12 protein-coding genes are annotated in these 19,504 nt (G+C 57.1%); 6 read left to right on the top strand and 6 right to left on the bottom strand.

From position 1 onward, the window contains the following. Positions 1-114: 114 nt before the first annotated feature. A complete protein-coding gene (locus QEH57_RS23945; RefSeq protein WP_309009337.1) occupies positions 115-957 on the bottom strand; it encodes a DUF1080 domain-containing protein in 843 nt (280 codons plus the stop codon). A 160-nt stretch (positions 958-1,117) separates the two neighbouring features. On the opposite strand from QEH57_RS23945, the gene QEH57_RS23940 reads away from it, so the two are divergent. Together QEH57_RS23940 and QEH57_RS23935 are read left to right on the top strand one after the other, a co-directional pair. Beyond that, positions 1,118-2,281, top strand: coding sequence for a phosphoribosylaminoimidazolecarboxamide formyltransferase (locus QEH57_RS23940; protein WP_309009336.1), 1,164 nt, complete (start codon positions 1,118-1,120; stop codon positions 2,279-2,281). Between the two features lie 314 nt (positions 2,282-2,595). After that, positions 2,596-3,354 (top strand): SDR family NAD(P)-dependent oxidoreductase, encoded by a 759-nt coding sequence (locus tag QEH57_RS23935; protein ID WP_309009335.1) that lies wholly within the window; start codon positions 2,596-2,598, stop codon positions 3,352-3,354. A gap of 187 nt (positions 3,355-3,541) precedes the next feature. Here the strand turns inward: QEH57_RS23935 and QEH57_RS23930 are convergent, their stop codons facing one another. Together QEH57_RS23930 and QEH57_RS23925 are read right to left on the bottom strand one after the other, a co-directional pair. Then, positions 3,542-6,121: a hypothetical protein gene (locus QEH57_RS23930; RefSeq protein WP_309009334.1), complete on the bottom strand. Its 2,580-nt coding sequence runs from the start codon at positions 6,119-6,121 to the stop codon at positions 3,542-3,544. 45 nt (positions 6,122-6,166) lie between these two features. Beyond that, a complete protein-coding gene (locus QEH57_RS23925; protein WP_309009333.1) occupies positions 6,167-7,756 on the bottom strand; it encodes a PcfJ domain-containing protein in 1,590 nt (529 codons plus the stop codon). Positions 7,757-8,101: 345 nt separating this feature from the next. Here QEH57_RS23925 and QEH57_RS23920 point away from each other — a divergent pair, with 345 nt between their 5' ends. After that, a complete protein-coding gene (locus tag QEH57_RS23920; RefSeq protein ID WP_309009332.1) occupies positions 8,102-9,016 on the top strand; it encodes a mechanosensitive ion channel domain-containing protein in 915 nt (304 codons plus the stop codon). 885 nt (positions 9,017-9,901) lie between these two features. Here QEH57_RS23920 and QEH57_RS23915 read toward each other — a convergent pair. Beyond that, positions 9,902-10,243 (bottom strand): hypothetical protein, encoded by a 342-nt coding sequence (locus tag QEH57_RS23915; protein WP_309009331.1) that lies wholly within the window; start codon positions 10,241-10,243, stop codon positions 9,902-9,904. A gap of 216 nt (positions 10,244-10,459) precedes the next feature. Here QEH57_RS23915 and QEH57_RS23910 point away from each other — a divergent pair, with 216 nt between their 5' ends. After that, positions 10,460-10,675: a hypothetical protein gene (locus QEH57_RS23910; RefSeq protein ID WP_309009330.1), complete on the top strand. Its 216-nt coding sequence runs from the start codon at positions 10,460-10,462 to the stop codon at positions 10,673-10,675. 7 nt (positions 10,676-10,682) lie between these two features. Here the strand turns inward: QEH57_RS23910 and QEH57_RS23905 are convergent, their stop codons facing one another. Next, the gene (locus QEH57_RS23905; RefSeq protein ID WP_309009329.1) at positions 10,683-11,960 is read right to left on the bottom strand and encodes a hypothetical protein; all 1,278 of its coding nucleotides are present in this window, start codon (positions 11,958-11,960) and stop codon (positions 10,683-10,685) included. 302 nt (positions 11,961-12,262) lie between these two features. On the opposite strand from QEH57_RS23905, the gene QEH57_RS23900 reads away from it, so the two are divergent. Then, the gene (locus tag QEH57_RS23900; RefSeq protein ID WP_309009328.1) at positions 12,263-12,493 is read left to right on the top strand and encodes a hypothetical protein; all 231 of its coding nucleotides are present in this window, start codon (positions 12,263-12,265) and stop codon (positions 12,491-12,493) included. Between the two features lie 32 nt (positions 12,494-12,525). Here QEH57_RS23900 and QEH57_RS23895 read toward each other — a convergent pair whose 3' ends face one another. Next, positions 12,526-13,089, bottom strand: a complete 564-nt coding sequence (locus tag QEH57_RS23895; protein WP_309009327.1) for a DUF2726 domain-containing protein — start codon at positions 13,087-13,089, stop codon at positions 12,526-12,528. Between the two features lie 788 nt (positions 13,090-13,877). On the opposite strand from QEH57_RS23895, the gene QEH57_RS23890 reads away from it, so the two are divergent. After that, positions 13,878-19,358, top strand: coding sequence for a S8 family serine peptidase (locus QEH57_RS23890; protein ID WP_309009326.1), 5,481 nt, complete (start codon positions 13,878-13,880; stop codon positions 19,356-19,358). Positions 19,359-19,504: the final 146 nt, after the last annotated feature.

The following is a 19,504-nucleotide window of genomic DNA, read 5'->3' as shown; positions in this document are numbered from 1 at the left end:
AATGGTGAAAGCCGGTCCCGCCAGCACTTTTCCGCTCCCTCGGATCAGGCCCGCCTTCTTCCGCAGCGCCGCGGCTTGGCGGGCGTGAGCTTTGCGAGGGAGCTCCCTTGTCCGCTACAGTTCCCGCACCCAGATGTTGCGGTAGCGAACCGGGTTGTTGTGGTCCTGCAGCACGATGGGGAGCTTGGGCGGATGCGGCAGGTAGTAGGGCTCGCCGATGAAGGATGTGGGGCCTTGCAGGACTGCGTTGTGCTGCACCAAAACGCCGTTGTGCAAAACGGTGAGCAAGGCAGGGCTGACCAAGGTGCCTTTTTCCGAAAAGCGCGGGGCCGTGAAGATCAGGTCGAAGCTCTGCCATTGCCCGGGAGGCAGGGAGGCGTTCACCAGCGGAGCGTGCTGCTTGTAGATGGAGGCCGCTTGTCCGTTGGCATAGGTGGGGTTCTCGAAGGAGTTCAATACCTGCACCTCGTAGAGGCCCATCAGGAAGATGCCGCTGTTGCCGTATTCCTGGCCGCCTTTCCCCTCGAGCTCCGGCACGAGCCACTCCAAGTGCAGCTGCATGTCGCCAAACGCCCGCTTGGAGGCAATGGCCCCTTGCCTTTGGCCGGCCACGATTTCTCCGTTTTCCACGGTCCAGGTCGCCGGTCCCCAGTCGCCTCCGTTCAGGTAGCGGCGCAGGTAGACTTCGGTGCGGGGCACCGCCACCCCTTCGCCGAAGGGCGTCTGCTCCCAACGGGAAAGGTCGGTTCCGTCGAAGAGCGCAATGGCGTCGGAAGGCGGGCTGCCCGCGGATCCCGGTTGCACGACCGGGACTTCCCGATGCAATTCCGTGTATTGCCAGGGGTTCGTCTCGGCCAGCTCCTCCCAGTCGAGGGGAGGGAGCCCGTTGGCAGATAGGAAGTTGAAGGGGATGCCACATCCAAGGGCGGCGAGAATTCGAAGTGCGGTAGCTTTCATGGGGAATCGTGGGAGGCGGCCGAACCGCCCCGTGAATCGAGCAAATGGGGCTCCCGCCAAGGATTGCAACCCCTCAGGCGCTCTTACGATGTAGCGATAAATCAAAAAGGGCGATTTCCTGATGTTGCATTTGCTCGGACGGCCCGCATAGAGAGGGGGAATGATCTCTCTCCGCTACGGCACAAACCCTCACCAGAAAGAAGCTTTCCTGGAGTTTCCAGAGCCTTCCCCGATCAAGATCGTAAACGGCGCCCCGGGCTACATCAACATGCTGGACGCCCTGACCTCCTGGCAGCTGGTCCGCGAGCTCAAGGAAGCCACCGGCAAGGCCTCCGCCGCTTCCTACAAGCACGTGAGCCCCGCCGGAGCGGCCATCGCCAAGCCGATCGACGACGCCTTCAAGGAGTCCCAGTTCCTCAAGACCACCGACTTTTCTCCAGTGGCCAGCGCCTACGTTCGGGCTCGCGGCGGCGACCGCCTTTGCTCATTCGGCGACGTGCTGGCGGTGAGCGACGTGGTTGACGTCAGCCTAGCCCAGTTCCTCAAGACGGAAGTGAGCGACCTCATCATCGCCCCTGGCTACGAGCCGGAGGCCCTCGAGATCCTCAAGCAAAAGAAGAAGGGCGGCTTCTGCATGCTGGAGATCGACTACGACTTCATGCCGACCGGCATCGAAAAGCGCGAAATCTTCGGCGTCACCGTGGCCCAGGACCGCAACAGCCGCCTCTTCACCAAGGACGACTTCAAGAACGTATTGTCCGCCAACAAGAACATTTCCGAGGAAGCCCTCGACACCTTGCTGGTCGCGGCCATCTCGCTCAAGTACACCCAGTCCAACTCCATCAGCATCGCCTACGACGGCCAGATCGTGGGCATGGGAGCCGGCCAGCAGTCCCGCATCCACTGTACCCGACTCGCCTGCGACAAGGCCGACAAGTGGTTCCTGCAGCGCCACCCCAAGGTCCGCGGGCTCGACTTCAAGGACGGGCTCAAGAAGGTCGAGAAGACCAACCTCATCGACCAGTACCTGCTCTGGGACAGCCTCAGCGAGCACGAGGAAGCCAACATGCTCCAGAATTTCAATACGCGTCCCGAGCCTATCTCCCGCGAGGAGCGGGCCGAGTGGATCAAGCAGTACCAGGACATCTGCCTCGGCTCCGACGCCTTCATCCCGTTCCGCGACAACATCGACCGGGCCAGCCGCTCCAATGTGCAGCACATCGTAGAAACCGGCGGTTCGCTCCGCAGCGACCTCATCATCGAGGCCGCCAACGAGTACAACATGACGCTCACCGCCACCGGCATCCGCAGCTTCCTCCACTAGGATATAAAGGTAGGGTCAGATCGCCAAGCGGACCGCTCTATAAACAAGGTAGGGTCCGATCGCCGAGCGGACCGCACGCTGCCATAGCCGCCAGATAGCTTTATTTAAACACGCAGGCCGACTCGTCACCCCGAGTCGGCCTGTTTTGTTGAGGAGGCTCCTCTCGCTGCGCGGCTCGCCGCAAGCGCCAGCCCTGCGAGTTCGAAAGGAGCGATTCCACATTCTCCCTTGCCAATTCCCAGACTCTCGCAACTGTCACTCCCACCCGATCACATACGTGTAGGGTTTTTAGCAAAACTCCAAACTCCATTCCCATGAAGCAATTTGATCTCACTGGAAAAGTCGCCCTCGTAACCGGCTGCAAGCGCGGCATCGGCAAGGCCATGGCCCTCGGCCTGGCGGAAGCCGGGGCCGACATCATCGGCGTCAGCGCCACGCTCGCTCCCGGCAGCGAGGTGGAGAAGGAAGTGCAAGCCCTCGGCCGCACCTTCAAGGCCTACAGCTGCGACTTCGGCGACCGAGAAGCGCTCTACGCCTTCATCGAGAGCGTCAACGCCGACTTCCCCCGGATCGACATCCTCGTCAACAACGCCGGCACCATCCTGCGAGCTCCCGCCGCCGAGCACAGCGACGAATACTGGGACAAGGTGATCGAGATCAATCTCAACGCCCAGTTCGTGCTCACCCGCGAGCTCGGCAAGCGCATGGTTGAGCGCGGCTCCGGCAAGATCGTTTTCACCGCTTCGCTGCTGACCTACCAAGGCGGCGTCACGGTTCCTGGATACGCCGCCAGCAAGGGCGGGGTCGGCCAGCTCACCATGGCCTTCGCCAACGAGTGGGCCAGCAAGGGCGTCAACGTCAACGCCATCGCTCCCGGCTACATCGACACCGACAACACCGAAGCCCTGCGCAACGACCCGGTACGCAGCCAGCAAATCCTAGCCCGCATCCCCGCCGGACGCTGGGGAAGCCCCGAGGACTTCAAGGGCCCCATCGTCTTCCTCTGCTCCGACGCGGCCAACTACATGCACGGCTCCACCGTGCTCGTCGACGGCGGCTGGATGGGCCGCTAAAAGCGAATCCGTAGCGCTATTTCGTAGGGTCGGCGCTTGCACCGCACCGCATTGCAGGAGAAGGCAAACGCGGTGTGTCGCAAGCAGCCTGATCCGGGTACCCTGATCAGGTTGTTGCGGTCGCGGGCTTCCGCCTTCGCCAAGGCTATTGCGGACGCGGGCTGAAGCTCCGCGCTACGGGATCCCGCTACTGCTTCCAGCTCGTATCCACGGCGCCCCTACGGCTGGGGATGCGGCCGTAAAAGAGGTCCAGCAGGTTCGCCTCCAGGCGTTGCGTTACCTCGTGGTCGCAGGGATAGGCGCGCATGGCCCGGATCAGGCCCTCGATGGCGTCGGCCAGATTGTTGCTGAGGTTCAGGTCCTTGCCCTCGGGCGACATGGTCTTGGAGAGGAAGGAGGCGAAACGGATTAGCTGCGGATCGGAATACTTGCCCTCGAACTGGCGCCACGCTGCGGAGTGGTCTTTCAGCACCGTGTGGAAATTCGTCTCCCTGCCGCTTTCGAAGCTGTTGCTCGAACCATCGGAGAAGTGTTGCACCGTGGTGGTAATGGTGGTCACCGGGATCACCACCGTAGGCCGCCCGCCGCAATTGCCGTAGACGCCGTGGTACTTCACCACGAAGCAAGCCAGCAGCGAATCGTAGCCGTGCGTGTCCCTGATCTTGGCAATGAAAATGTCGCTCAGGTTGAACTCGTCCCCCAGCAGACCCCCGCTGAGTAGCGTCCCCAACGCGTCCACGATGCCGTCGTTGAGCAAGGGGGACATATAATCGAGCAATTGGTTTTGGTAGGCCTCGTCTTCCTGTCGCAGCAAACGCACGTCGCCGCGGTAGACCGCATTCAGGTACACCGCTCCTGGGTACTTGGGACCGAACGGACCGTCGCCCACGCGGGCCAAATGGGTTTCCCAATCGATCTCCCGAAATCGTTGCGTCTGCAGGGCTTTGATGCCCCGCCAGGTGGAGCTGATGGCCATATCGGAGCTCAGGGCGAAGGGATAGTCGAACTCCACCGCCGCCTGCTTCTGCTCGATTCTCGCCAGCTCCTCGACGAAGCGCTCTTCGGCTGCATCGTAGGCCTGCTGACGCTGTATCGAAAATCCTTCGACAAAGCCGCGATAAGCGGGGCGTTCCTCGATCAACGGCAAGGCCGCCCCCGCATCGCGATGCCAACGCTTGCCGGCAACTAAGGTGGCTCGGGCGTCCTCGGCCTTTCCGAAGCTACGCAAAATGCGGTCGAGGTAGCGCTCCAGAGGGGAATCGACCTTAATCCAGAAGGCCTGCTCGAAGGCCGACATGCGCGACTCGGGGATCTTTCCCATGAGGGCGCCCTGCCGCAGGTTCAAAAGCGCCCGCAGCGGCTCAGCCGTATCCACCGTTTCGAGACGGTCCAAGATGGCATCGAGCTCGTTGTAGACCATCGTGCTGACCTTGTCGTAAATCACCGCCGCCATTTGCTCGCGTCCCAGCTCCTGCTCCTTTGGCCAAAGCGCGGTCGTGATGCCGCCCCGAATCAGTTCGAAGGCTTCCGCGACGTCCAGGTTCGCGCTCGCGTCCAAGCGCCGCGTGATCTCTTCCTGCCAGCTCGCCAGCAAATCCAAGGCCCGGGCGCTGGAAACCGCATCGAAGCGACCGTACTGGATCCCGTCGGTGAAGGCTCCGCTCAAGGTCGGACCGTAGTCGGAGTGGTAGAGCGAATTGCCCGGCACCAAGCAGCGCGACTGGAAGTTGCGGGCCACCTTCATCCCTTGCTGCTTGCTGAATTCGCCGAACGGCTTGCCGAAGTGCGGCACGAAATAGGCGTCGCGAAAGAAGTTTCCGAGCCGCACCATGCCGCTGAAGGATTGATGGTCCTCGCCGTTAGCCTCCACTTCGCCCATCCAGCCGAGGATGTCCTCCGGGCACCCCGTTCCGGAGGATTTCGAGGAGGCGGAAGCGCCAGCCCCAGCGCTCGAGTCCAATTCGCTGGCCGGAATCTCGCCGCGTTGGATCGCTCTCAAGGTCTGGGCCAGCTCCTGCATTTCGAGCTGCTTTTCCTGGGCGAGCTCATGCTTGCCCGCTTGCAAGGCGGCGATCATCTCCTGCTGCAGAGCCTGCAGCCGCGGCTGGTATTTCAGCAACAGCTCCTGCTGCCTTTTCATGGCTTCCTGGGCCGCTTTCTGAGCCGCCTTGCGCTGCTGGGCCGCCTGGATCACGTTGATGGGATTGGCGGGAGCTTGGAAGCGGGAATTGTTTTGCACCGTCAACCGCTGCAGGTCCTGCGGCGGCGTGCTGCCTTGCTGCAGGATGAAAGGCAGGCCGTCCTTCGCCGCGGGGCCAGTATGGAAAAAGGCGATCACGCCCTCCTGCGGGTCGAAGACGCCGACCTGTCCCTTCAGGTAGTCCACTCGATTTCCGTAGGTGAAATACAAGGACAGCAGCTGGACCTCCGGAAAATAGGCAGCTACCACCTCGCGCGATTCCCGCAAGCCCCGAGAGCCTCGCTGGTTGGGGATCTTGAAGTCCATGCTGCCCACCAGCATTTGCTTCTGCAGAGCGGGGAGGGCGAGCGGCGTCCTTTTGGGATAGGCCGCAGCCTGCTCCGGAGTCGCCTCCCTTAGCTGCAAGGTCAACTCGTGCAACTGGCCGCGGTGGATCGACTTATCGAGCCCCGTCCAGGTTCCAGCCGGAGACTGGGCCGAGGCGGCGTTGACGAAGGAGAGAAGGGCGACGCCGAGGAAAATCGCTGCGTTGCGATAGGTGCCTAAGAGTTGGTGGATTGCTGTCATCTTTGGATTAGCCTAGGATTTTTGTTTGAAGTTGGGACGGTTCGCTCAGGAAGGGCTGGGCAATTCGAGCTCGGAAAACCAACGGGCGATTGCGGCTTGTTCGCTGGCGTCCGCGGGACGGTTGAACTTGCCGCGAGCCTGCACGACGCGCCTTTGATGCAGGTCCACCTCCACGGTGATCTGGCGGGCGCCTTCGCGCTGAAGCGAAAAGATAGCGCAGTCGCCGCCGTAGCAACGTATCGAATAAAGGGATACGCAGTGCCGCATGTATTGGCCTTCCTTAACCAAGGCCTCGCCGTCGAGCAGTTCCGTTAAGCGCCAGCGAACGCCGGCCTCGTCCTCGAACTCCGAGTCCCAGCCCTTGCTCTTCCAGCGAAGGTTTTGCCCGCCGAGGTTGAGGCTGTTGAAATAGGTGTCGGCGTTGCGGCGACATCCGGCGACGCTGCGGTTCTTCCAGCTGAATCCGCCTCGGGCCCGCCGCTCCGTGTACTCGTGGATCGCCCATTGCAAGATGTCGTGGCTATCCTCGTCGCAAAGCTCCGCCTCGTGCCTGCTCAGCCAGCGTACGGTCGCTTCCCAAAAGGGGCGATGTTCGTAGTGGTCCTCGACGGGGTCGAAGTTGAAGAACTGAAACTCCTGCAGTCGCCGGAAAGTGGTCAAGCTGCCGCCCAGGCGCTTGATCTCGACCAGACGCATGGCTTCGACCGGACTGAAGTCGTCCGGAACCTCCGACAAGTAACCTTGGTGCTTTGCGGATACGGCCCAGGGAAAATGCCGCGAGGCCCGCTTCAAGCTGCCGCCTTGGCCGATGATGATCAGCCACAGGATCCACTTCAAATGGATCTCGTTCAGATTGTCGGAGCGCAGCCAGACCGGAAAGAGGAAGCCCGGCGCCTCGCGCTTCACGAAGAGAAAGCGCAGCAGGTCCAGCGGTTCCGCGGACTCGTCCCACTGCAAGGGATCGCGGATCCAGAACGGCGAAAAGAGCAGGAGCATGCGGCCAAAATGGGGCGTGCCGATCGCTTCGCTGGTCCGCCGGACGGTTTCCAAGCGCTGAATATTGCCAGCCGCCTCCAGCACGGTTCGCTGCAAGCGCTCGAACTGGCCGGCGTGGCCATGGATCAGCTGCAAGTGTTCGAACAAGCGTTCCTCGATCGCGTGGAAGCTTGGAGCGATGCTTAGAGGCCGAAGCGGCTCGCGATCCGTTCGCAAACGATCGGCAAGCTCGTCCAGCTCCTGCAGCCACTGGGATGGGCGCAGGACGGCGTCGAGCAGTTGCTTGACGGAGAACTCGGTCACCTCGTTCTCGTGCCCATAGCCCTTGGCCTCCAGATAGCAGGTTTCGCAGCAGTAGTTGGAAAGCTCATACGGCAAGAAATCCAGTTCAACAGAGGAGTCCGAGTCATCATGCAAGTGAGCCAGCTCCGAGTCGACCGAGCGAATCGTATCGCGACCTCGCAGGAAGCGTCGCCGCAGCTGGGAACGCCCCAGCGGGCGATGCCAATTATAAACCTTCTTGCCGTGCCTGCGCTGCTTCATGGGCGTGCCATAGGGCTTGAAAGCAGAGATAAGGCGGTAAGGGAAGCCCGCAAAGGGCCAATCGAAGCTTTCTACGTGCACCTTCGTAGACGACACGCTTTCGTAACGAAATGCAGGCTTTCCCTTTGATGAGAGCCTACGCCCAAGGAATTCGCCAGGCTCCTGTATCCATAAACCTGCTACAATACAGAGATCCGGTCGCCAATAAACGAGCAAGCAATTTGAAACGCCTGATTGCAATTCGCAATGCGACGCTCCGCCCGACTTTGTGTTTTGCAAGGGTTGGACCTAGATTGGTCAGTTTGATGCCCTAGGCAAAGCGGAACTTACGGGAGCGTCGGCCTGAAATCGGATCGGGCATGGAATCAGCTAGGGAATTACCGCCTGTGCCAGCCGAAGCGACTGCTTTGGCGGTCCTGTTAGCATCGAACAACTGTTATTATGATAAGTCATCTCATCTTACCCATCGCCCAAGCAACTGCGGGCGAACCTGCGGCCAACACGGCCGACGAAGCGGACCAAGCCTCCCGGCAATTCATCGAAAGCATCGTGTCATTCGCCACTGAATACGGCATGAGCGTGCTCGGCGCCGTCATCATCCTGATAGTGGGCAATATCGTAGCGAAGTTCATCTCCAAGCGAATTTCCGGTTTGATCCAGAAGAAACACCCCGAGGAACCCTCGCTGGCTTCGATCGCCAAGCAAGTGATCTACATCGCCCTCATGGTGGTGGTGATCATCATCGTGCTCGGGAAATTCGGCGTCGAAACCGCTAGCTTGATCGCGGTGCTGGGCACTGCCGGCCTGGCCATTGGCCTAGCCCTGCAAGGAACGCTCAGCAATATCGCCGCCGGAGTGATGATCCTCTTCCTCAAGCCCTTCCGGGCCGGCAATGCCATCAAGATCGGAGGAGGGGACGTCTACCTCGTCGACGAGATCGGCCTTTTCGTCACCAAAGCTCACCAGCCCGACTGTCCCAAGGTCATGATTCCGAATTCCAAGATCTGGGGCAGCATCATCGTCAATTATTCCGATACCGTATCCGCCCAGCGACGTTTCGACATCACCTTCGGCATCTCCTTCGACGACGACATCAACAAGGCCATACAGATCCTCGAAGAGCTCGCCGCCTCGGACCAACGCGTGCTCAAGGATCCCGCGCCGTTCATCAAGGTGGATAGCCTGGGCGATTCCTCGGTGAACATCATGTTCCGTGTCTACTGTATGGCTTCCGATTGGTGGCCCGCCAAGCTGGACCTCACCAAAGCCGGCAAGGAAGCCCTCGAAGCGGGCGGATGCACCATCCCGTATCCCCAGAGGGACGTACACTTCATCAAAGACGGCACCGAAGGGTAGACACAGTGTCGCTCGGCTAACGAAGAACTCTCAAAAGGCGTCCCCGCGGAATGGGGACGCCTTTTTCATAGCCTTGGACCTCGCAGAGCCATGGCCTCATTGGCGGTTCCAGGCGTACACCGCCCAGCGGATAAAGCCAAACAGCAGTGAACCGCCAAAGAAATGGAAGCCACCATCGAAAGCCCGCCCACAGGCTCAACAAGCAACAGGGCAGCAGCTCCCAAACGGCCATCCTCCCACACAAATCCATATTAGACATAATATCTATTGTGCGTTATTCCCAGACCTAGAAACCCAAACTGAGTAATTTCCGCACGCCCCGCCCAATTGTAAAAAACCGACCCATGAAATAAGCTGTTTCAGCGACTGTCCTCGAGAACTTCACCCAGTCTACCGAGCTCCTGCAACGGATTGATGGCCACGAAAAAGCACGAAAACTCAACCGATGAAGGACCTTCGTTATAACGAAGGCTTAGCACTGCAGGATTCTTTGCGACTCTTTGTGGCCAAAAAAATGGATTCACTAATCCGACCTCCGTTATCCGGATACCAGTTCGAGCTACCTTCCGCGTGATCCTGCAGCGGATTTATTGCCACGAAAAGGCACGAAAACTCAACCGACGAAGGACCTTCGTTATAACGAAGGCTTAGCATTGCACGATTCTTTGCGCCTCTTTGTGGCCAAAAAATGGATTCACTAATCCGACCTCCGTTATCCAGATACCAGTTCGAGCTACCTTCCGCATGATCCTGCAACGCATTGATGGCCACGAAAAGGCACGAAGACTCAACCGATGAAGGACCTTCGATATAACCAAGGCTAGGCGCTGCAGGATTCTTTGTGTTTTCTGCGCTTTATATGGTCACACAAACCGGATACCAGCATCAGCCTAGCGGCTTACGGAAATTCGTTCGATATTCGGTTTGGCACTGCGAACAGCGGTACTTCGGTCCACGCAGCAGTTCGGCTATGGCCCGATGCGTTACTGCCAAGCACAGTTCCAGGGATTGGGCGAAGTAACCGGCCTGCGAGTTTTTCAGCACGCCGACATCCTCAACTTCGCTGCTGCCGCATTTGGGGCAACACGCGATGTGCACATGGTCGCTGGCCGCTTCCAAGCCCACGATGTCCCGAGCTGCCGCCGCATCGTCTTTCAGGACGAACAAATGGAATTTCGGCAGCACGCCCATGTAAACTTCCAAGAACCCCGTGGATTCGCGCACCACGATTCCTGCGATACCATAGACAGCAATTCAGTCTGCCGCTCGTTGGCTTCCTCGTAGGACGGATATTCAGCAACCGACTCGTAGTCCGTGTGCATCTCCTGCCGCTTCGCCTCAGCGTATTTGACTTTCAGATACAGAATCACCCTACCCGATTCTTTAGCAATTTTAGTGAAAGCGACAACTATCAATGTGGACTCAAGGACCCGAATCATGTAAATGCCACCCAACGCTCGCGGCAATTGGGACAACCTGATTGCCTTCCGTCAAAAGCAAGCGGAAGACGTCGAGCTATTGGTGAAAAGCCAAGGCCCGGAGTTCGCAATCGCTGGAGACCTCAAGCCGGGGCAATACGTGGCGAATATCGAAGACGAAATTCAGAGAGGCACCTCTTGGGGGATGGTGAATGGAAAGTTTGTATCCATTAATTTGTAACTTTGAGCTACCTCGTCAGTGCCTCAGACCACCGGATATAGAATAAAAAATACGGGTCGCGGATATCGAAGACATCGTTCTCGCCATCCCATTCCAAAATAGAATCATGAGCCATTCCATTAGCGATGGAAACCGAATGAGCACAAGCACTTGTAATACTTGAACCACTTGGAGATTCGTTCAAGCAAAGCGAAGAAATGCGATTAACCAAGGGTTGGTAGCGGAAATTCAACTGGGGCGGATCCAGAGAGAGAGCAGTTAAGAGGAAAAGGTAAACATCGCCTTGCCAGCCGACATTAGACATATGTATTTTTCGATCAGAACCTCTTGTTTTTGGTCCCTCGATCATCTTTTTGACGACTGAACTGTAGTCGGTTGACAAGACGGTTCTTTGACAGATTTTCTCCAATAAACTCTGGTCATGCACTAGGTCAACCGACTCGTCTCCGATCACTCGGACTCCAATTTCATAGCACGCATTCAAGCAGAGATACTGCATAAGTTGAGGAGATCCTGCTGCTTCAGAAACGAAACTGTCTAGCATAGGTCTCCGACAGGAAACATTGGCCTTAGCGAAGCCTTTGATTGCGATCTTCTCTAAAACTTCATCTCCCCAATAATCAAAATCAATGGAAACAATTCTACCTCGCAGGTCAGGATTGCTCCTTATTACATCGTCGGAGTGATAGGGAACAGATGCGCATATAAACTTCACACCGTTCCTTATCGCTTCTTTTATCTGCCTAGCCAAATCAGATTGAATCGATCGGTGTATATAGTGAAAATCGTCTATAAATATAACGTAATCGGTGTTCGCGAGCTCCTTGATCAATAGCTGGAGAAAGTTGATTGAAATGTCACCAGTGTTACTGGTTGTCGAAGAATACCCACCCGTTACTGAAGCTTCCCCGGCTGTTTTGGCCAAAATCACACTGGCTCCTGCTGAGGCTTTTGCACCTACAGTTCCAGAAAAAGCCTTCGTGTTTTCAACAGTCTTGGAAACAGGAGTTCCAATGATATCGAAAACCCTGAGCCATGCATCATCTGCTGATTTTATCCCCGCACCGGTTATTTGTATCAGGTTTTCGCTACCGATGGCGTTTTCAATGAATACGGTCTTTCCTGACTTGGAAGGCCCGGATACCGAGACCAACATCGAACCATCGTCGAGAGCATCGTGAAGGGTTTTGCTCTTTTCCTCTAAGTGCTCTCGAACTAATGTCCAAGTTGGGTAACGGCCGGGGGTAAATATATCTTTTGCTTTGAGTTGGGTTGGAGTCGCCATGCAGATATTAAGAATCGCACCTAGGGCACTCTGTCAATGTGCCAATTTCTAGCGAGCAAAACAGAGTTCCCGAGCAGTTACCTGCAGTGCCAGTGACTCCCCGTCATTTGCCGTCACTTTGCACCCGTTGACGGAAACGGAATCCCGGCGAAATCTGGATTCCGAAATGAAAATGTCTCCTAAAACAAAAAAAGTGGTTGTCGCAATCGGTCTCGTTGCTCTCGGCATGGTGATTAATCGCCCTGTACGTCAGAACGTCCCCGGTGCCAGCCGTCTCTCCCCGAACTCTAACCCGCTAAGCAATGCCGATTAGTCCAAACATCCGCCGCCGCAAGGAGCTTTCTGGAATCGAAGGCGTTTCCGCTGGTGGGGTCGCAACCGTTCCCATCACAACGGGCATGTCTTATGACAAAATTGTCATCGAGTACACCGAATTCGGCGTGCTTTCCGATATCCTAGACGATGGGTTGCTCAAAAAGTGTCGATCCTTCACCTTTGCGGCCCCCTCTCCATCTTTCGGGAGGCGCAGCTGAGTTTTAAGGTCAACGCACGGTAGGCGCCCCTATCAATTATCTCCGTAGAGGCTGGCTTGGATGTCGGTGGCGGCGTAGCGGGCGCGCGCTGGGAATCGGTGTAGTTTGAGGCCGGATACGCGGGCGAGTTCGTCCTTGAAGCGGTCGGTAGCTTGGGCCTTCTGGCTTCGGTGCGAGGCGTCGTCGAGCTCGACCAGCGAGACGATTAGCGAGTCGGCCGCGTTCGTGACCACGAAGTCCAAGTGACGCGACTTGATGCGGTTGCGCAGACTGTGACGCTGGCGCTTGTCGGACAAACCGCGCTTCACCTGGAAAACGTCCTCGAGCCGCACCTTGCAGGATATCTCATGCCCCGGCCGCAACGCTGCCTTCAGCTCTTGGTGGAAACGTTGTTCGGCGGGACTGAGTAGCACGGCCTTGGCCTCGAACTGGCCAGCGAGCTCGTGGGACGGACGCGGCGCCCTCCCCGGCTCGGTCTTTTCCGCAGCGAGAACAGCATCCTCGATAAAGCTGTTGAGCGTTTTTCTGGCGGCGAATCTAACGCCAAGCGGTATCAAGACAAAGAGGGAAACGGCAATGATAATGGATAACAGCATGCCTCTTGAAATCGGCTAGGAACGCCTCGCCCTTTTGAGCGGCTAAATCGTAGGGTCGGCGCTCGTCGCCCTACCGCAGAAGCGAGATCAAAGCGATGCGGTGCGGCGGCAAGGCCGACCCTACGAGCTATATTACCCAACGAGTGCGGCGAAAGCGACGCCTCTGCGGCGATCTGCGGGCTAGTGGCGCGGTTGCAGGTCCTGCCACGAGAAGCATTCACAGGGGGGACTTGCGAAGCAAGCTTCCGCACAAGCGGTGGCGATGATGCGTCGTGAGGCGTTTTCCGAGGATCGGAGGCTCGCTGTAGGGCGGTGGCGCCAACCGCGAAGCATTGACTGGAACATCTCGCGAATTTGCCCTCGAGCACTTTCGAGTTGTCAAATGGAGGCGATTTCGTGACTTCATTGTATCCAATTCCTTTGAGTTTAGCAGAAAGAATACGCTGCTTCTCTAGCTCCCGTCACCTCGCAACATGCCTTCGTGGCCACGAATCCTCATCTTTTCCCTATTAGCCTTCCTGCTGATCGCTGGTTTCGGGTTCCTTTTAAGCAAACGCGACAAATTAGAGCCGAACGAGCCTTCGGAAAGTGAGCTGCCAGGTCGTTTCGAAGTTGCCGAGCATGCAGTCCCTTCTCTTGTCGCTTCTCCAGACGTCACTGGAACCAATGACCCCGCTGCCGCGACTGCACGGGGCAATCCGCGCAGTTGGAAGGGAGCGCTGATTCTTGCCGAACGGATTGAAGAGGCCGGAGCGCACGCGGGGGGCGCCGCTCTCCGACATCGGCTGTTGCAAGCTCCCGGCTTCGCTTCTCCCGTTCGAGTTAGCGATCTCATCGATTACGATGAAGACGGCGAGCAGGTGAAGATTCGCGAAACGTCAGCGTATATCGCGAATCAAGTCGTTCTTCATTCGAGCTCTCTACTGGAGGAAGCCGAAATCAACGACATTGTAGCGTCCCTGGGCTGGACCTATCTCGAATCCGAGAGCTCTCCCTACCTCGCTGTCATTCAGTCGAAGGACGCTGAATTCGAGACTGTCGAAAATGCCCTGCTGGCCATTTCCCAATCTGGCAGTCCGCTTTCGGCTGAACCCAACTACCTATTCTACGCTACCGCTATTCCCGATGATCCGCTCTACAATACGGTTCAACAGTGGGGACTGAATAATAACACGGACTTTGATATCAACGCGCCCGAGGCTTGGGAGCTGCGAAAGGATGCTCCTTCCCGGATCATCGCGATTATCGATTCAGGCATTCGGACAAGCCATGAGGACTTGTCGGCAAATATATGGCGAAATGCTGGCGAAATCGCGGGTAACGGCCGCGACGACGACGGAAACGGCTTCGCAGATGACGTCCATGGCTATAACTTCATATCGCACTCGAAGCCTCCGGTCGACGACAACGGGCATGGCACCCACGTAGCGGGGATCGCCGGAGCGTCCGGCAACAACGGCAAAGGGGTGGCGGGGGTCGCCTGGAAGGTCCAGCTGATGGCTCTGAAGGGATTGAACGCTGAAGGCGTTGGCCCCAACAGCGCCCTTGCCTCCGCTATCGACTACGCAACTCAGAATGGGGCCCACGTGATCAACGCAAGCTGGGGCAGCGAAACCCAGAGCGACGCCATAGACGCTGCTATTGGAAGGGCGAAGCTGAAAGGCATACCTTTCGTCGCGGCCGCAGGAAACGAGGGTGCCTCAACCCTTGGTTTTCCAGCGAATTCAAGTCACGAAAATGTGCTTAGCGTCGGATCGGCCCGCAGCAGCGGTACGCGTTCGAGCTTCTCTAACTACTCCAATCGCGAGGTCGACGTTATCGCGCCCGGAGAATACATCTACTCGACTTGGAACGACTCCGACTCCTCCTACGCTGCACTCGATGGCACGTCGATGGCGGCGCCGTTCGTTTCTGGGATGCTCGCCCTTTGCAGCGCCCACTTCCCAGATGACAGCTACCTGAAGCAAATCAACCGAGTCATCTATTCCTCGAAACGCGTCGCATCCTTTGAGCGCTTCTGTCGCTCGGGAGGGCTGGTGAACCTGGAAAATGCCCTCAAGATGGTCGAGGTTCCGATCCCGCCTCAATTGACTAGGATCAGCTCGTACGTGCAGGAGACCGAAGAGGGGCAAGCGACTCGCTTCGAGGTGCAGGCTGAGGACGATGGCCCAATCTCTTACCGCTGGTTCCACAACGGAAATCTCCTCTCGGAGACGACCCCTGCGCTCGTTTTCGAATCTACCCGCAGGGAGGATCGCGGAACCTATACCCTGGAAATTTCGAACTCCGAGGCCACGATAAGCCTAGAGTTTCAGCTCTTCGTCTTCGCCAGAATGACCCAAATCGAGGAGCTGCTCGCTTTCGACGGAGCGGTATACGCTAGCCACGAGGACCATTGGGAACTGACTCAAGAGGACGGAGAACCGGCGATCGTAAACAAGGCGCTAGAAGTGAACGAGACCGCATTTCTGCGTATCCATCTTCCTGACACTGGAGCCATTCGCTTCTACGCCAAGAAGCCTTACGACGATGTTAAGCGGACCGAGACCTCTCTGAACACCTCCTCCGGCGGAAGACGCATTCGCGGGCTCGAGTGGCACCCTGTGATCCAGCAGACCAATAGGAGCGAGGTGAACCCTGTCGCGACGTTAACTCACAGGGCATACTATAACTCTGAGCACGACGCGGCAGAAACCCTTTTCCTGCGTATCCCGGAATACTTTGAACAAGAAAAAACGCCCCCCGCCATCTCGGGCGACAGCCCAGAAAACTGGACGCTGCGTATTGGAAGTACCCATACATTCAAGCTTTACTATAGCAGACTCGAGGACGACCTTTCGATACAGTGGTACAAAGACGGTATGCCAATCTCCGGGGCAAACGAGGACAAACTAAGCATAACCGCCCAATCGAAAGAGGATGAGGGATACTATTTCGCTACCGTGAGCAACGAGCATGGGTCCACCACCAGCCGCACCGCTTATCTAACGGTTGATACCTCGCCCCTGCCGGCTTACATAAAGAGCGAGTACAACACCGCGAGGACCTTCCTTTCAGGTGACGACTTCTTGATCGAAATGGAGGTGTTTGGCACCGAGCCTATCCAGTACCAGTGGTATCGGGAGGGAGTTGCAATCCTTGGAGCCACCCAAAGGGATCTGAACCTCGGAGCAGCCTCCCCTGCCCACGCTGGATATTACCATTTGTTGGCATGGAACGAGTCTAACGAGTATCCAGACCAAAGCGACCGCTATCGGGTGAGCGTATACGACCAGATAAATCCTCCGTCCTTTAGCGACTTGGACAAGCAAGACAAGTCGTGGGTCACTGCCGAAAACCAAGGCGTTAAGCTTATTTTCAACCCACCGAACGGATCCGACCCGTTAACCTACCAATGGTTCAAGGACGACCAGCCAATCGGGACTGCATTCGGCGGAACATCATTCAACATCGTGTACCCCAAAGCAGTCGATTCAGGATCCTACTTCCTGAAAGCGACGAATAGTCTTGGCAGCGACGAAAGCGGCAGAATCCATCTCACCGTCACCCCTGGCTACAAGGAAGCCATCGAGCTGGAGGACGCCTATTTTGTGCGAGTCGACAATAAGGTGGACCGCGATGACTACCTCATCCTTCAATCGGCGGAGTCATGGGACGGAATCGATGCCTTGGAATTCTCCTCCCCAGCTCAATCGCATAACTGGTTCGACCTCAGGCCGGGAACCGAAGACGCGACCTATCGCTTCCGCTGGAAACGCTCACCAGGGAGCGCTGAAAGCTTTTCCTGCGCCGTCGAAGGCTCCGCGCCGCTCCGGCTGCAAGAGAGCGACGAATGGCAGGAGGCCACGATCTTCGTTCCAGGGGATAAATCGATCGCCTTCGGGCTTCGGGCCGGAGAGCAGCCGGCAAAAGTCTGGATCGACGCCTTCGAAAAGGTAGAAGCCCCAGCTCTCATCGGACCGGTATTGCTCAGCTATCCCGATTCAGGGCAGGATCTCATCCTATCCCCTCAGCTAAGCGGGAGCAATTTCACTATAAAGTGGTTCAAGAACGGCACCGCCCTAGCAGGCAAGACAAGCCCCTCCTTGAACGTCGGCCGCCTATCGCAAGCCGTCGGCACCTATAGGTTCGAGGCGGAGAATGCCCACGGCAAATACAGTTCTCCGGATCTCAGGATCCAAAGCGATATCTTGACGCGACTAGTAAGCGAACACGTTTCGCTTTCCTTCTCCGAAAACGTGGAGGCGAAGATCGAGATTCCTACTCGGATAGGATCGGAACCGGCGCTGTACTTCACGAGCGTGTCGGAATCAGGCAACTATATCGATTTGCAGATAAACGGCCCCGGGCATTTGAGTTTAGACTATGATTTGCAGGTTTATAATCCATGGATCAGGTTTGGAACTAGGCTCATCTCTCTCGACCATGACTACGACAGGAATCAGCAAACGATATGGGTTTCGTCGAGCGCAACCACAGCTCGCCTATCACTAGGAGTTCATAACGGCTTCCAAGGCAAGCTGCACAATATCCAACTGTCCCGTACGCCTCGGGCGCAAATCTTCCTAGACTTCTTGCAAGGTACCCTCAGCTTAAAAGCGTCTTACCAAGGCGAGGAGCCTTTGACGGTGATCTGGTACAAGGATGGAACAGAGATAAAGCGAGAGAGCGGCCTAAGCTCAGGCGAGTCTTTCCTGCTCGACCGCATGCCAACCCCCTCGGAATCGGGCGTTTACGAGGTGGAGGTGGTAGATGCCGAGGGCGAATCGAGCTGCTCGGGCGCGTTGTTCTACGGCCCTCAAGAGCTCGCCTCCGAGGTTTTGGACGTTTCTAGCGAAGCGCTCACGATACAACTGGAGGATGGCGATTACTACTTCGATAGCGAAGTGAAGGTGCAAGGCGACCACTCGCTTTGCATCACCCGAGAGTATTATCATGACTGGAGTCGCATCATTAACTTTGGCGGAGCGTTTCCTGTATTCAAAATTTCGATAAAGTCTGAGGGCTTCCCAGCTGGTTCCAGCATCCGGTACTACAGTCAAGAGGGGTGGAAAACGACGCCTGCAAATTCCGACTGGATCGAAGTGGAGGTTTCGCGACCTGCTAGTCATTTCGAGATACTTCTGCCGAAGCCGGACGGACCAGCCAAAGTCTGGATCGATAACGCGAAACCCATTCGGGACTACGCTTTCATCAGCCATCCGCAAAATGTGCCCACATACCTAGGCAGCGAGGCCGAGCTCCAGGCAAACGCAGTTGCAGGGCCAAGCCAATATTTGGAAATCAAGTGGCTGCGTAACGGCAAGCAAGTTGGCGAGGGCAACAGGCTCTTCATCGAATCGGTATCGCCGGAGACTATCGGAACCTACATCGCTTGCGCCGAGGCGCCGGACGGAACGCTTTTCTACAGCCGCCCCGCTGAAGTCTTCTTGCTTGACGCCACAGAGCTCGCGCGGGCGATCGGCTATCCGGGAGCCCGTATCAAAATCGAAGGGCACGGCACATGGACCGTCAACGCGGAGGACGCTCTCGATGGACTCACGTCTATCGTTTCCAGCCCGCTTGCTCCGGGCGAGTACTCGAGAATCACTATCGAAATAGACGACAACTTCGAGTGGGGAATCTACGAGCAGAACTACACGGAGGAAAACTATATCATCAGCCAGAAGGAACCTTGGAAGTACCGACCGTCGTCCAAGCTGTACAACTCCGAAACCCGAAGAATCGAATTTCACGTTTTTCGAAACGAATATGAAATCGACGAGACAAGGCGGGTACGCCTGGACGGCATTCGCACAACGCGTTTCAGCGACAGAAACTACGAAACTTGGATACGAGGCGACCATGCTGCAGGTAACCTCCCCTCTGGGCTCGCGTACATGGATAAGTCAGCCGATCCAGACAAAGACGGAATTCCCAACTGGGCCGAATTCGCGCTCAGTCTCGACCCTGGGATTCGCGACGCGTTGCCTCAATGGGTATTCTCTGATCTTGAAGCCGACGAACTTGCAGCGGAGCTCACGCTACTGGCGGGGCGTTCCAGCGACTATTCGATTAGCTACGAAGGGAGCTACGATTTAGTGAATTGGTTCCGTATAAAGCCGGAGCTGTCGATTGATAGCTCGGCCCCGGACTACAATCAGATTAGGGCAGCCGTTCCTGTAGCTGGTGAAAACAGTCCCAGCCTTTTCGTTCGCTGGCGAATAGAGTCCTTAGCCGAAGACGGCGCGAGCAAGCTTAGCTACAGGTCGCAAGAGGCGACTCCTTAATTTCGAGCTTCGACGCACACTCGGTGCGGCCTCTTGAAATCGGCTAGAGCGGTTTTCGTTTAGTTAGTCGTACTGTGTGATGAGGGAAACGCGGCGTGCCCGGCGGTCCCGCCCTACCTTATGCGAATGATCAAACGAAAAATGCT

The organism is Pelagicoccus sp. SDUM812005, assembly GCF_031127875.1.
In the GTDB taxonomy this organism is placed as follows: domain Bacteria; phylum Verrucomicrobiota; class Verrucomicrobiia; order Opitutales; family Opitutaceae; genus Pelagicoccus.
This window is presented reverse-complemented; position numbering and strand designations above follow the sequence as displayed.